Here is a 13,853-nt window from a genome sequence, read left to right as displayed (position 1 = left end):
ATTTAGGGTTCCATTTAGCTTATAAATAAGCTAAATCTCATGGCTACATTTTCCGTTAAAAATGAAGATGAGTACCCACAAAAAATTCAAGAATAAATCTATAATAAAATTGGCTTTCCTAGGAGCAAATGGCCTGTAGATGCAATAAAACTTTTACCAAATGTTTACCTATATTTGTGAACAATCGGTCAGGGGATACATCAAGGAGCTTATTTGTAATAATTCAGGTAGTAAGATCACCCCATGTGCAATGGTTCCGGAAATATTTCCTGCTTGAACAAAAATTGAATTTATTCTGGGTTATCGTTTCTTAGAATCTAAATTGTTCACTACATGTCAAATAGGAACCGTAACCTCCTTTTGTTTAACAAGTATATTTTTAAAGAATTAATTCCAAATCTGGCTTACACAGCCAAGTGGCTGGTTTTGGCTTTGATTATAGGAAGCTTGGTAGGTTCTGCTTCTGCCCTATTTTTAACTTCTCTGTATTGGGTGACTCAATACCGGGAAACTCACCTTTGGATCATCTTATTTTTGCCGATTGGGGGCTTTTTCATAGGCTGGATTTACCATCGTTTTGGTACTTCTGTAGTCAAAGGGAACAACCAACTTTTAGAAGAATATTATAATCCTTTAAAGATAATTCCATTAAAAATGGCACCTTTGGTGCTCTTGGGCACCTTGCTAACGCATCTTTTTGGAGGTTCAGCAGGTAGGGAGGGCACTGCCATACAAATGGGAGGGGCGATCGCCGATCAATTCACAAAGTGGTTTAACCTAAAAAGCGATGATCGTAAGATGGTCATAACGGTAGGTGTAGCTGCAGGATTCGCTTCTGTATTTGGAACTCCACTTGCAGGTGCTGTATTTGCATTGGAATGGCTGATCATTGGCAGGCTGAGGTACGAATCCATACTTCCTGCCTTTCTTGCGGCAATTATCGCCAACTATGCCTGCGAAGGTATCTGGCTAGTTCACCATACCGAATACTTAATCCCTACAGTTCCTGTTTTTGACATCATCAATGTGTTATGGGTTATTCCTGCCGGGATTTGCTTTGGGCTGGCAGCCAGACTATTTTCAAAATCCACTCATTTCTGGTCATATTATTTTAATAAAAAATAAAATATCCCCCTTTCAGACCCGTCGTAGGGGGTGTAATCATCGCTGCCTCCGTCTTTTTAATAGGAGACACCAAATACATTGGTTTAGGAATCCCCACCATTGTAGATTCATTTTCTCAAGATCTCCCTTGGTACGATTTCCTAATGAAAATAGCAAAAACCTCCTTGACCTTAGGTTCGGGATTTAAAGGTGGAGAAGTGACACCATTGTTTTATACTGGCGCTACCCTAGGAAACGCCTTGTCAGCCATTATTCCATTGCCTGTTGCATTATTAGCAGGCATGGGGTTCGTAAGTGTTTTTTCAGGAGCTACCAACACCCCATTGGCCTGTACTTTAATGGGGATTGAACTTTTTGGGACTGAACCCGGGGTATTCATTGGTCTGGCATGTGTCCTGGCTTACCTGTTTAGTGGTCACTCCGGTATCTATAATTCACAACTAATCGGCTCGCCGAAGAACCGGAAATTTTTAAGGAGAAAAGGCAAAAAGATAGGACAACTCTAATTAAGGAAAAACCAAACTTAAAGTAAAATTCAACCCTTGATTTTAGCTGTTTAACAAATTTTAATGAAAAGATTTGTTGAAATGCACAACAAAACAGAAGCTAACTCCGTATTGTTTCTGGATTGAACTTAATGCTATGAACAATATTACTGCAATGCGAAAGGCCATTGGAATTTTCCAATCCTATGGAATCCCTCTTACAGGAAAGAAAAAAGCTGCCAACTTTTATTACGATTTGAGGATGGACAAGATTTTTGTCTCAGGTTTAATCTTCGAATTAGAATACGAATTAAAAAAGAATTGGAAGATGATAAAATTGCGCGCATTCAAACTCCATCAGAATTAATTGATACCCTTTTGAAAGCCTCTTAAGCTTCCCTTAGAAAAAGCTTTTTTGTTTTATTTAAATTCAAGATCGCTTTTTTGCTACTAATGGCATGGATCAATAATATTTTTTGATTTTTATCATCTTTACTTTAGCTCTGCTTTTATGTTCGGATAAAAGTAACTTTTGTAAGGCCACAATTTTTTCTTTCTTCTAAAATATCACCTCTAATCCAAACCCTAACAAAGGCCTGGGTATCGAATTACTATAGCTGATAACATTAATTCGAAATTAATTATCCCCCATTGCTACCAATCAAATAAAAAATTAGGCAAAACTTGAATTAAATCTCAATTTTCTTTTACTTATGTATTCATTCTGAAAGTATTATCAAACCCAAATCATGAAACAAAGAAGAGAGTTTATCAAGAAATCTATTTTTGGAGCAGGTGGATTAACAATTGGAGCCATGAGCTTTAGTGCAAAGTCCTATGGCTCTATCATTGGTGCCAACGATCGCTTTAGAATGGCTGTTTGCGGAGTCAATGGCCGAGGTAAATCCCATATTGGAAATTTCTCAAAATTGGAGAATGTTGAAATTGCCTATCTAGTAGATCCTGACAAAAATGTACTCAACGAACGTGTACAATCTCTTCGAAGTGGAGACACCAAAAGCAACAGAGTAAAGGGCGAAGCTGATGTTCGCCGAGTTCTAGAAATGAAAGACATTGATGCCATAAGTGTGGCTACTCCTAATAGCTGGCACTCCCTAATGGTGGTATGGGCGGCTCAAAATGGAAAACATTGCTATGTAGAAAAGCCTGCTAGTCATGATGTTCATGAAGGCCGAATTGCACTAGCTGCCGCTGAGAAATATGGAATTGTGGTACAACATGGAGCACAAAGGAGAAGTAGTGACGAATGGCGAGATCAGGTAAGTGACATTAAATCCGGGAAATATGGTAAAATGTTGGTTTCGCATGGCTTTGCATGTAAACCTAGGGAAGGCATAGGTTACAAACCAAATACTGCCCCACCAAGCCATTTGGATTGGAATTTATGGAAAGGACCTGCAGTAATCGATCAATACAATGAAAATCTGGTACATTACAACTGGCACTGGAACTGGCAGGTAGGCAATGGAGAGTTAAATAACCAAGGAACCCATCAACTTGACGTTGCCTATTGGGCACTAGATGACGAAGTGGCCAATACGCACCCGGTTAGAGTAATGGCTATGGGAGGCAGATTCAATTGGGATGACCAGGGGGAAACGCCAAATACAATGTTTGCTATAGCTGAATTTGCCAATGGCCAACAAGTGTTTTTCAACGTTAGGAATGCCAACCATGAAGGCTATGTTAAAGAAGTGACTAATCGATTCTATTTTGAAGATGGAGGGAAGCTAATCGATGGAGAGTATAAATCTCACAATGGAAGCCAAGCACGAAAGGTTGATGTAAAGAAAGTCCCCATGACACCTGGAGGTGCGTTCGGTAGCTTTGTCAATGCCTGTCGCGCCAATGATCCTATGATGGCCAATGGCAATATGTATGATGCGCATTACAGCTGTACTTTAGGCCACTTGATGAATATATCCTATAGACTTGGAGAAAAAGTACCTTTTAATGCAAAAGCAGGTAGATTTGGAGACAATAAATTGGCCTTTGAAGAATTTATGAAAATCCATGAAATCGCAAGAGATGGAATGGGTGTGCCTGTAGATCAAGCAGATTATATCGTCGGCCCTTGGTTGGAGTTTGATGGAGATTCTGAATTCTTTGTGGGAGACCGCTCTGTGGAAGCCAACCGATTACTCTTTGATCCTAGAAGGGCTGAATTTGATCTTCCTTCACCGGACAAAGTATAAAGGCAAAAGAGTTCTTCTTACAAGATATAAACAATAAACCTTAAGGGCTGCTTCTATTTAAGAAGTAGCCTTTTTTTACTGGTTTGTTAAAAGCAACTTAATAAATAGGGTCTTTTGGTACTGACAAGAAGCAATGAGGATGCTTTTTCATCCCAATTTTAGGGTAATAGTCGACAGCTTTGGGAGCTGAAAGCAAAATTAAATTGGCCAAAGGAAAGGCTTCCTTTGTTAATTTCACTAATTTCTTTCCGATACCCTGCTTTTGAAAATCAATATGTACAGCCAAATCTGAGAGGTAGGTACAATAAGATTCATCAGAGATTGACCTGGCAATACCGATTAATTCCCCATCCTTTCTTGCCGTTAGAATTAGGTCAGCATGCAAAAGCATCTTTTCCAGACGTTTTAAATCTCCTACCGGCCTGCGCTCGCCCAATGTAGAAGAGATTAGCAATTTTTGAAAGTCAGATGCTTTTAATTGAGGCTCGGCTTGGTAAGCAATTGAAGACAACATTTTGATTGGGTTGAAGTACCATTTGTTTCATGCCTAAAAATATTTTATTTTCAATTTCCAGATAAAAAACAATATCTTGTAATAAAGGAATTTGACTGGAATTATGCAATAAAATTTACCCCCTATGCTTCAAGAAAGGGTGAAAAACAACAGTACAAAATAATTGACCATAGCTTATATAAACTCTAAACCTAATTTTATCATGACAAGCAGAAGAAACTTTTTGCAAAAACTGACCCTCTCGGCTGTTTCCCTTCCCCTAATTCCAAACTTTACGCAAAACTCACAAGCAAGCATGAATCACAATACCAAAAAAGCAAGCACATTAAGAGTTGCCATTATGGGTTTGGGTAGTTATGCTACCCGTGTTGCCAAAGCCATGTTGGATTCCAAAAACGCCAAATTGGTAGGCCTGATTAGTGGTACACCCTCCAAAATCAAGGATTGGCAAGCCACTTATAATATACCCGACAAGAATTGCTACAATTATGAAAATTTTGACGCCATAAAGGACAATCCTGACATTGATGCTGTTTATATCATCACTCCAAATGCCCTTCATCACCCGCAGACCTTAAGGGTAGCGGCTGCCGGAAAACACGTGATTTGTGAGAAACCCATGGCCATAAACGCCAAAGAAGGCAGAGAAATGGTGGAAGCTTGTAACAAAGCAGGCGTTAAGCTATTGGTAGGTTACCGAATGCACTTCGAACCGAATACTCTTGAAATTATTCGCTTAAGGGAAGATGGAGCATTCGGCGAAATTAAATTTTTCAGGGCTTGAGTGGGTTCAGAATAGGTGACCCAACCCAATGGCGACTTAACAAGGAATTGGCAGGAGGCGGAGCCATGATGGACATCGGTATCTATTCTATTAATGGGGCTCGCTATATGGTAGGAGAGGAACCTGAATGGGTAACTGCCCAAGAAACCAAAACAGATCCGGTAAAATTTAAGGAAGGTGTAGATGAAACCATTACTTTTCAGTTTGGATTTCCGAGTGGGGTAATCTCCTCTTGCTTGTCTACCTACAGCACCAGCCATTTGGATAAGTTTTTTCTAAATGGCACCAAAGGTTTTGCTGAAATGCAGCCCTCCACAGGCTATGGCCCAATCAAAGCCTGGACCAATAAAGGACCGTTAAATTTCCCACATGTAACGCACCAAACCGTCCAAATGGATAGAATGGCAGGGATCATTTTAGATGGTGAAACTGCTAAGATTCCTGTAGATGGCAGGGAAGGGCTCAAAGATTTGATTATAATTGATGCTATTTATAAAGCTGTTGATACGGGTAAAAAAGTGAAGATTGATTTGACTTAATAAAATACCAAAAAATATTAATAGCCATTTTGCTGTAAGTCGAGTTATGTCCCAAAGGAGAAATTCTTTGGGATTTTTTTGGTTGGGGTATTTATTTAAAACGAGAAAAGTCCACCTTAAGAACAAACCTTTTGCCCAAAAGGATGGCCGTAGAGTTATAACCAGATATGTCATCCCTTCGGGATTTCAATTTTATGTTCGTCCTGTTTTCTATAATCTTAACACCCCTTTGGGGTTAAAAAAATTAGCATTTTTGAATACCTTGCTCATATCGGCATAGCCTTCATCCCAAATTAGGCCTTAAACATCCCTCTACACGTTAAAAATAAATCAGCACAAAAACCAATCCCGAAGGGATGAAACGATTATAGACAATCTGACTCATCTTTTACAAAACCCCAAAGGGGTGACAGCAATACAGATACATTCCCGCATCACAAAAGGTGTGTAAATTGAAATTATAATCTTCAAGGCCTGCTAATGTTTAGTTTCCATTTTCTTCAAGTATTGATAACTTGAATCCGAAATTATCTAATACAATAAAATAATTCCAAATGACCCTAAAGAAAAACATACTGGGAATTTGTGGCAGTGCCAGTCGAAATTCAGGCAACTTATTTCTACTAAAACATCTGGCAGAGCTGGGCCAAGTTGAATTCAATATGGAACTGATAGAAGATTTGACGGGATTGCCCCATTTCCAAACGGCCCTAACGGAAAATAATGTGCCAGAAAAAATCATTGCCCTGAGAGAGAAAATTGCCAAGGCAGATGGGATAATCATTTGTACTCCGGAATATGTTTTCAGTATACCGAGCGGTTTAAAAACCTGATCGAATGGTGTGTGTCTACCACCATTTTTTCTGAAAAGCCTGCTGGCTTGATAACGGCATCAGCAAGTGGTGTAAAAGGCCATGAAGAATTGAAGTTAATTATGGAAACCATTCAGGCCACTTTCGTAGAAGAAACCACCCTACTCATCCAAGGCATAAAGGGAAAGGTTAATATCGAAGGCAAAATAACAGATCAAAATACAAGAAATCGACTAGCCGAATTTCTTTCAGCATTCGTAAACTTGACAACAAAGAGGTAAACGAAGGAAAGATCAGGATTTACATTCACATCTTTTGAGCCAATCCCAATGTCCTTAAAAAAGAATCGGTATTTGGTATAATTAATGGCTCCAGTCCTACCCAATCGCGCAAAGCGTTTCTGGTGATTATTGCCTGTGAACAACCATCTGTCGTTCCATATTCATCCTTTACTGAATTCGCAAAGCCTCCATCATTACGTGAGAATTGCAGGACATTGTCAATGGAAATTTTTATGATTTCATTCTTCTCTTTTTCGCTAATGCCAACATAGGGTTTGATAACGGCCAGTAAGTTAAGTGGATTCCTAACCCAGGTTGAATTGATGCATTCTTCTTCCCGTATGCACTTTAGGGTGCTTTTAAGAATGCTTTTGGCATTAGGCATTTGCCTGCCATAAATGCTGTAAAGGGTACTGACTTTAAATGCCCCTGAAAGTTGAACATACAAGGAACTACCACCCCAAAAACCATTTTCGTTTTGATTAGTTGCCAGAAAATCAAACATGGCCTCCACTATTTGTTCCTGTAAAGGACTTTCAAGAGAGCCGATTACGTTGCCCTGCGCAGACAAAGTTCCCCCTGCCTTCCATGGATTTTCTTCCCAACCTAAAGTATTCAACCAATCATTAAAATTATCGACTGATTTCAAATGAATTAGGCCATCCTCTTCAGCGTCCTTGTTGCTTTTGATTGAGGGGTAAGGATATTTTGAACTGACATCTAATCGCCTAAAGGCACCTTTCACATAACTTAGCGCCCTGCCCCTTCTCATGTCTATATTGCGGTGTTCGTTCGGATCATCAAAAAAACCTGTCTCCGCATCTTGAAAGCTTTGCAGAAACCTTATCCATCGCTGCTTAAGTGAATCGGGGACAGTATTGGTCAAGCCATTGTCATCAATTCTACTTATTACCCTGCAGGTAGACTCAATCCTTGGGGCTGTTTTCTTTTGGGGGCTATCATAAAATCCTCCGGTAACCGGATCATACAAATTGGCATAAAAAACGAACAGGTTTTCATACGATTTGTCCAACTGCTTAACTTCTAATAGTAATTCATTGCCTTGCTGACTTTTGCAACTGATTGAAAGGACGGTTAATGTTAAAACCGCTAAAAGTAAATAAATTCTTTGCATGAATATGAAAGGATTTGTGGAGTTGATTTATTTGACTACCCTTTATGACAGGAAAAAGTTGAATCACTTGCGTTAAAGACCACAAATAACCGAATCCAAGGTTCTTGGTCTGGTATTTTTATTCAAGATCAAGGACTATCTTAATGTTCTCCTTTATAATTTCAGCCAATTCTACTGGTAAAACACCGACTCTTCTTATAAGCCTCTTATTATCTATTGCTCTAATTTGGTCAATCATTACATCACAATCCTGATGCAGATTTGCCATTCCTATTGGCAAATGAACCCTTAAAATTTGAGCGTCTTTTTTAACATTAGTTGTAATTGGACAAATAATCGTTGAGGGATGAGGGATTTTGTTTAGTAAATTGGATTGAACAGTCAATACAGGTCTGGTTTTGCCTGGTTCTGTTCCAATCTTCGGGTTCAGATCAGCTATCCAGATTTCAAATTGATTAATCTGCATGGTCAATCTGTTCAAAGTCATTAAGTGTTGCCATTGAATCTTTCTTTACCAAAGCAGATTCTTTTGCAAGCTTTTTTCAATTAACAGCCGTTTCTGCATTTTATTATAATGCTCTAAAGCTTCATTTATATACCGATTTCTAGGCTTCTTTATTCGAGAAAGAATCTTTTCAGTTTCGCCAAAAATAGAATCATCAATTTTCAAGGATATTGTCTTCATCGTTTTACTGATTAACCAGACTAAATGTATATACAAAAAGTATATTCTGCAAGTAAAGAATAATAATTTAAAAAGATCCAATACTACAATCCTATTTGGCATTTCCAGCCCTTAGAATGATTATTTCTCGATTGATTTGTACCCTGAGCCTGTCTAAGGGCACAAATCAATCGGTTCGGATAAACCTTAACTCGGATCCCATTCCAGCGTATTCAATATAACCTGCAGGAAATTCGGGTTTTGATAATCTGATTCCTCATGGCCTGCCTGATAATAAAACACCATCCCTTTGCCTTTTGGACGGTACCAGCCTGAAGTGGGTTGAACTCTTGATCCATCTTCCGTTCTGAAACCATAGAGAATTGTTCTTTGGTTATCGGTAAAGCGTTGGTTCAAAAACAACTCCGTATTGACGAGTTGAAAAGCACTAAATTCACCCTCGTAATTTGTCTCGTATTCAGATTTAAATGGGATGACTTTTTCATATTCAATCCCATTACTAGTAATAAAATGGCCGGGATTCAAATTCACCATGGAATAGGTCAAATTAGCCAACACCTTCCATGGGTATTCCTTATGGTCTCTTGGGTACAATTGTATACCTAAAAAGTCAAGCCATTCGGGATTTTTCATTTTTGAAGACGAAATACCATGGTGCAGGACAACCAATGAACCTCCATTCATCGTGTAATCAATTAATACCTGTGTCGTTCTGGGTGCATGGGTTACATGAACATACATGAAAACAAAGTCAAAACCGGATAAATCAGATTGAAGCTCTTCTTCATTTGCTTTGCTGACGAGGTAACCATTTGCCTTCAAGCCATCTGCAAGGACATCCATTTCAGGCCAGGTGTCAGACACTATTAAAACCTTGTTCTTTTGTGCAAAAACTGAAATTGAAATAGGTATCAGTACGATAAGTACTAACAAAAATTTAAATGATGGTGATTTTAGGTTCATGGTTTTATTTTTTTTATTTACCTTCTTTAAGGCAGATTTAATATTTCTCTTTCCATTTGTTCACAAATACAGTATGTTCATGTTACGTGAACAAGAAAAAACGTGAACATGTTATGTTCATTTCTCCTCTTATCAAAAAAAGCTCTAAATAAAGTATACGAAGCGCGCTTCTCTTCCTAGTCTGTACTACAACAACTAGGTGGCATTTCAAATATAACCGAAATGCAAAACTACCACCAATAATCAGGCTCCCATGTAATAATTGGCCAATGTATTTCTTATTCCTAACCCCCTACTCCTCTCTAGGCATTCTTTCATCTCTTTCTGAGATCTGATAGACTAGGGCAGCAATCACCGTGGCATTGATCATTACATCTCTTTCGGGCACGTATTCCAAGGCATCCAGATTGGTATGGTGGGTGACGGTGAAATAGTTTAGCATGTCCTGAATGATCTGGAATCCGGGGATTTTGTAATAATCGAAAACATCGTGATCGGTGTAGTTGGTATTTTGGATGCTTAGATTATCCACGTCGAGATGCTTGTAGGGAGTCAGCATTTCTTCAAAAATAGGCCGTACGCCTTCATTGCCTTGCAGGTAGATGCCTCGCATTTTACCCGCTCCATTGTCCATATTCAAATAGGCTGAAATTTTTTCAACTTCCTCTTTTCTGCCTGTTTCGCCTACTTTACCATAGTGGACCTCAGCATAGGCCAAGGAACCTAAAAAGCCCTGTTCCTCCCCTCCCCAAAGGGCAATTCTTATGGTGCGTTTTGGATTCAACCCTGTTGCTTTGAGAATGCGCATCACTTCCATCATCACTCCCGTGCCTGCACCGTTGTCTGTGGCTCCGGAGGCCGGATGCCAGGTATCAAAATGGGCGCCTATCATCACCACCTCATCCTTTAATACGGGATCTGAACCTGTAATTTCTCCGATGATGTTCACATTGTTTTTCGGCTTCAAATAAAGTTCTGAGTCCAGGTGAAATTTGATTTTTGGTTGAATGGACCTGTCTACCAAACGTTTTAATTTCCCGAAACTTTCCGGGGAAATCGCAAAATAGGGAACGGATTTGATATGACTTTCTCTAAAACTGTAGGTGCCACTTGGGTGAACAATGCCTGGCGATAAAGGGGTAGTTCCTAAAATGCTCAATGCCCCTTCTTCTTTCAGGAAGGCATAAAAAGCATCGTTCTTCCGCATTCCTTTTTCGAAAACAACATCCTTATTGGCCACCAAGTCCACATTTCCGGAAGTTGGCCCTAGGGGGCTTGGGGAAGCAGGTAGGATATCTTTTTTAGCTCCTTCTATTTCTTCTTCGGTAAATCGAGTTGAGAGCGGATCAAATAACATGTTTTGCTTGGGAACTGAACCTATCAAAACAGTCTTGCCTTCCAGTTTGCCTGCCCATTCTTTTTTCACGGCTTCTATGTCGCTATAATTTTCTATCCAAACCATGTCCCCTATTTGCACTCCATTTGAACTTTCGGTCCAGGCATAAGGATAGGCATGTATCTTCATATAGGCCGGTTCAATCATTTCCACATTAAAGGACTTTACTTCCCAACCCATGCAGTCATCGCAGTAATTCTCAAAGTACACCTTGTCCACGCCCCAGTTTTCCAGGGTTTTCTTCGCCCATTGGGCTGCAGTAAGGTATTGATCTGTTCCGGTCAACCTAGGCCCATAAACATCAGACAAATCTGCAATAAGTTGCATGACCTGCGATCGTTGAAAGCCTTCTGTGTTGATTTTGGAAAGCGCCTGGGACTTTGTCTGGCTAAATCCCGAGAATTCAACAAAAAGAAATGCTGCAATAAGAAGAGTAGAAAAGGCTTTCATAAAGTATGCTATAAATATGCGTAGTTAAAATCGAATGAAATTAAGAAAGAATTATGAAAGCACAAGGCTACAATTATTGATAATGAGAAATATAACTAAGTTGGATAATTTTAGGTATAAAAATTATATTAGTTAGAGCAAGACCCCTATGATTAGAAGAAAAAATCCCATTTCAAAGGATTGGGAATTCTTATGGAACCTCTCCAACTAATTAGAAATCTTAAAACTTGAACTCAATTTTACATTGGTTCTGAGGAGTTTCAGGGATATGCCGCCCCAACTGGGCTAGAATTAAGTTAAGGATATAGTTTGGAACCCTATAAGACTGATATCTCAAAGCGATGCATGGAGCCCATCCGTACTTGAATTAATTATTCCATAAGTCCTGGAATGGCGAAATATTTTCTTTCTCGATTTCGGGATTAACCAAATTTAACCTAGTAAGGCACACTCTTTGATAATCTGAAAAAACACAGTCTATATCTTTGTATAAGCAATTGTAAGCCCCCTTCGCATGAAAAACCTGAAAACCAATATCTACTTTAAAGTAACTACAATCACCTTCATTGGTTTGTTATTACTCATTCCAACTTTTATGATTGAAAATTTAATTAGTGAAAGGGAATGGACTCAAAATGAGGCAATTAGGGAAGTCAGTGCCAAATGGGGTGAGGAACAAACCATTTCCGGCCCTTTTATTTCCATTCCTTACCATCGCTATGTGAAGCAATTTTCACAAAAAGATTCCATTGAAAAAATAGTTCAAATAAAAGAACATCTCCATGTATTACCAACAAAGCTTAATATTTCTGGCAATATAAATCCCGAAAAACGCCATAGAGGCATCTACGAAATCGTTGTCTACAATTCTAAATTGGATATTTCTGGAACATTTAATCAATTTGACCTGAAAGCACTTGATATCCAAACTGAAGACATTTTATTTGATCAGGTGCAATTTGTAGTGGGAATAAATGATCTCAGAGGAATCGAAAAACAAGTAAGTTTGAATTGGAACAAGGAAAAAGTCTCTTTCAATTCTGGTGTACCTACCAATGATATCGTGGGTAGCGGCATCAATGCTTCTTTGGCGATCAACCCAAATGTTGATAAAATCTACAATTTTGATTTGAGTCTAGACTTAAAAGGAAGTCAAAAATTGTATTTCACCCCGGTTGGCAAAGTAACGGACATCAATTTATCCTCAGAATGGTCCAATCCAAGTTTTAATGGCGCATTTCTTCCGGACAATAGAGAAGTTAATGATAAAGGGTTCAATGCGGATTGGAACATCCTGCATTTAAATAGAAACTACCCTCAAATATGGGCCGGAAGCCGACATTCCATTGATCCCTCTTCTTTTGGAATAGACCTACTCCTGCCAGTCGACAATTATCAAAAAACCTACAGATCCATCAGATATGCAATCTTATTTATTGGCTTTACTTTTCTTGTATTTTTCTTTATTGAGGTCCTAAATAAAATTTTTATTCACCCAATCCAATACATCCTGGTTGGGGTTTCATTGATTGTTTTTTACACGCTTTTACTATCCATTTCCGAACACCTGAGATTTAATCTCGCCTTTATTGTTTCGGCTATTGCAACTTTGTCCCTAATCGCGGGATACGTAAGGGCCATCTTAAAATCCGGTAAATTAACGATGCTGATCACAGGAATTTTAGCAGTGCTTTATACCTTCATTTTTGTAATTATTCAGCTTCAGGACTATGCGCTTCTGATTGGAAGTATCGGTTTATTCATTATTCTGGGGTTGGTAATGTACTTCTCACGTAAGATTGATTGGTACAATATTAACTTGGAGGGAGAAAAATAGTAATCCTACCATTCACTGCGAAGAGTAATTGTCCAAGGTTTCACATATCCTTTCTCGGAAAATGCGGAATCTTGGTTTGAAAGACTGATACCTCCATGCGGTGGGGGGAACCCATGGGTACTAATACCTATTATTCCGCAGGCTATGACTAGAGGAAATATTTTACCTTTTAAATTTAATGAATCATCCTCCCAAAAGAAGAAATAAAGAACTACAACCCATTTTGAGGAATTAATTATTTATCGTAATATTGCAATCAAACAATAAGAAAAGATGGGTTTAGCCAAAACAGAGATATTTACCGACAAACAAAACGAAATTGCCTTGTTTGCAAAAGCATTTGGGCATCCTGCGCGCGTATCTATTTTACAATTTTTGTTTAAAATTGACTCCTGCGTTTGTAGAGATATTGTAAATGAAATTGGACTGGCCCAACCCACCATATCCCAACACCTAAAAGAATTAAAACATTTAGGCTTAATCAAAGGAAATGTGGAAGGAACAAGCGTTTGTTATTGCATAAATGAGGAAAAATGGGCGGCCATGAAATCAATTATGTCCGAATTTCTAAATCAAGATGCCTCAAACAATTCAAATTGCTGCTAAACTGAAATTAATACTATCCATGTTA

General features: G+C 38.7%; 11 protein-coding genes and 2 pseudogenes. 8 read left to right on the top strand and 5 right to left on the bottom strand.

Annotation, left to right across the window (positions count from 1 at the left end):
- Window positions 1-333 precede the first annotated feature (333 nt).
- The 3 genes and pseudogenes from WG932_RS22450 (at window position 334) to WG932_RS22440 (ending at window position 3,826) form a co-directional block, all read left to right on the top strand.
- Window positions 334-1,631 (top strand): annotated as a pseudogene (locus WG932_RS22450) (voltage-gated chloride channel family protein).
- A gap of 136 nt (window positions 1,632-1,767) precedes the next feature.
- Complete coding sequence (locus tag WG932_RS22445; RefSeq protein ID WP_483085449.1) at window positions 1,768-1,977, top strand: acyl carrier protein; 210 nt, start codon at window positions 1,768-1,770, stop codon at window positions 1,975-1,977.
- Between the two features lie 382 nt (window positions 1,978-2,359).
- Window positions 2,360-3,826 (top strand): Gfo/Idh/MocA family protein, encoded by a 1,467-nt coding sequence (locus tag WG932_RS22440; RefSeq protein WP_014020074.1) that lies wholly within the window; start codon window positions 2,360-2,362, stop codon window positions 3,824-3,826.
- Between the two features lie 97 nt (window positions 3,827-3,923).
- Here the strand turns inward: WG932_RS22440 and WG932_RS22435 are convergent, their stop codons facing one another.
- On the bottom strand, window positions 3,924-4,340 hold the full coding sequence (locus WG932_RS22435; protein WP_014020073.1) for a GNAT family N-acetyltransferase: 417 nt from the start codon (window positions 4,338-4,340) through the stop codon (window positions 3,924-3,926).
- 202 nt (window positions 4,341-4,542) lie between these two features.
- Here WG932_RS22435 and WG932_RS22430 point away from each other — a divergent pair.
- The 3 genes and pseudogenes from WG932_RS22430 (at window position 4,543) to WG932_RS22420 (ending at window position 6,756) form a co-directional block, all read left to right on the top strand.
- Window positions 4,543-5,663 (top strand): annotated as a pseudogene (locus WG932_RS22430) (Gfo/Idh/MocA family protein).
- 554 nt (window positions 5,664-6,217) lie between these two features.
- Complete coding sequence (locus tag WG932_RS22425) at window positions 6,218-6,496, top strand: NADPH-dependent FMN reductase (protein WP_483085448.1); 279 nt, start codon at window positions 6,218-6,220, stop codon at window positions 6,494-6,496.
- A gap of 47 nt (window positions 6,497-6,543) precedes the next feature.
- A complete protein-coding gene (locus WG932_RS22420; protein ID WP_483085447.1) occupies window positions 6,544-6,756 on the top strand; it encodes a hypothetical protein in 213 nt (70 codons plus the stop codon).
- 25 nt (window positions 6,757-6,781) lie between these two features.
- Here the strand turns inward: WG932_RS22420 and WG932_RS22415 are convergent, their stop codons facing one another.
- The 4 genes from WG932_RS22415 to WG932_RS22400 all read right to left on the bottom strand — a co-directional run bounded on the left by WG932_RS22415 (window position 6,782) and on the right by WG932_RS22400 (window position 11,385).
- The gene (locus tag WG932_RS22415) at window positions 6,782-7,891 is read right to left on the bottom strand and encodes a hypothetical protein (RefSeq protein WP_483085446.1); all 1,110 of its coding nucleotides are present in this window, start codon (window positions 7,889-7,891) and stop codon (window positions 6,782-6,784) included.
- 118 nt (window positions 7,892-8,009) lie between these two features.
- The gene (locus WG932_RS22410) at window positions 8,010-8,357 is read right to left on the bottom strand and encodes a type II toxin-antitoxin system PemK/MazF family toxin (RefSeq protein ID WP_339679521.1); all 348 of its coding nucleotides are present in this window, start codon (window positions 8,355-8,357) and stop codon (window positions 8,010-8,012) included.
- Window positions 8,358-8,762: 405 nt separating this feature from the next.
- A complete protein-coding gene (locus WG932_RS22405) occupies window positions 8,763-9,539 on the bottom strand; it encodes a ThuA domain-containing protein (protein WP_483085445.1) in 777 nt (258 codons plus the stop codon).
- A 292-nt stretch (window positions 9,540-9,831) separates the two neighbouring features.
- Entirely contained in the window at window positions 9,832-11,385 is a 1,554-nt protein-coding gene (locus WG932_RS22400; protein WP_483085444.1) for a M20/M25/M40 family metallo-hydrolase, read from the bottom strand.
- Window positions 11,386-11,899: 514 nt separating this feature from the next.
- Between WG932_RS22400 and creD the strand changes: the two genes are divergently transcribed.
- Entirely contained in the window at window positions 11,900-13,222 is a 1,323-nt protein-coding gene (gene creD, locus WG932_RS22395; protein ID WP_483085443.1) for a cell envelope integrity protein CreD, read from the top strand.
- A gap of 273 nt (window positions 13,223-13,495) precedes the next feature.
- The gene (locus WG932_RS22390) at window positions 13,496-13,828 is read left to right on the top strand and encodes an ArsR/SmtB family transcription factor (protein ID WP_014020063.1); all 333 of its coding nucleotides are present in this window, start codon (window positions 13,496-13,498) and stop codon (window positions 13,826-13,828) included.
- Window positions 13,829-13,853: the final 25 nt, after the last annotated feature.

The sequence above is a fragment of the Cyclobacterium sp. SOCE241 genome, assembly GCF_056867545.1.
This window is presented reverse-complemented; position numbering and strand designations above follow the sequence as displayed.

Excerpts from the sequence above, each read along its gene's own strand:
- creD (WP_483085443.1), top strand. The coding sequence starts at position 11,900 with ATGAAAAACCTGAAAACCAATATCTACTTTAAAGTAACTACAATCACC.
- WG932_RS22390 (WP_014020063.1), top strand. The coding sequence starts at position 13,496 with ATGGGTTTAGCCAAAACAGAGATATTTACCGACAAACAAAACGAAATT.
- WG932_RS22405 (WP_483085445.1), bottom strand. The coding sequence starts at position 9,539 with ATGAACCTAAAATCACCATCATTTAAATTTTTGTTAGTACTTATCGTA.
- WG932_RS22435 (WP_014020073.1), bottom strand. The coding sequence starts at position 4,340 with ATGTTGTCTTCAATTGCTTACCAAGCCGAGCCTCAATTAAAAGCATCT.
- WG932_RS22440 (WP_014020074.1), top strand. The coding sequence starts at position 2,360 with ATGAAACAAAGAAGAGAGTTTATCAAGAAATCTATTTTTGGAGCAGGT.
- WG932_RS22415 (WP_483085446.1), bottom strand. The coding sequence starts at position 7,891 with ATGCAAAGAATTTATTTACTTTTAGCGGTTTTAACATTAACCGTCCTT.
- WG932_RS22445 (WP_483085449.1), top strand. The coding sequence starts at position 1,768 with ATGAACAATATTACTGCAATGCGAAAGGCCATTGGAATTTTCCAATCC.
- WG932_RS22400 (WP_483085444.1), bottom strand. The coding sequence starts at position 11,385 with ATGAAAGCCTTTTCTACTCTTCTTATTGCAGCATTTCTTTTTGTTGAA.
- WG932_RS22410 (WP_339679521.1), bottom strand. The coding sequence starts at position 8,357 with ATGCAGATTAATCAATTTGAAATCTGGATAGCTGATCTGAACCCGAAG.
- WG932_RS22425 (WP_483085448.1), top strand. The coding sequence starts at position 6,218 with ATGACCCTAAAGAAAAACATACTGGGAATTTGTGGCAGTGCCAGTCGA.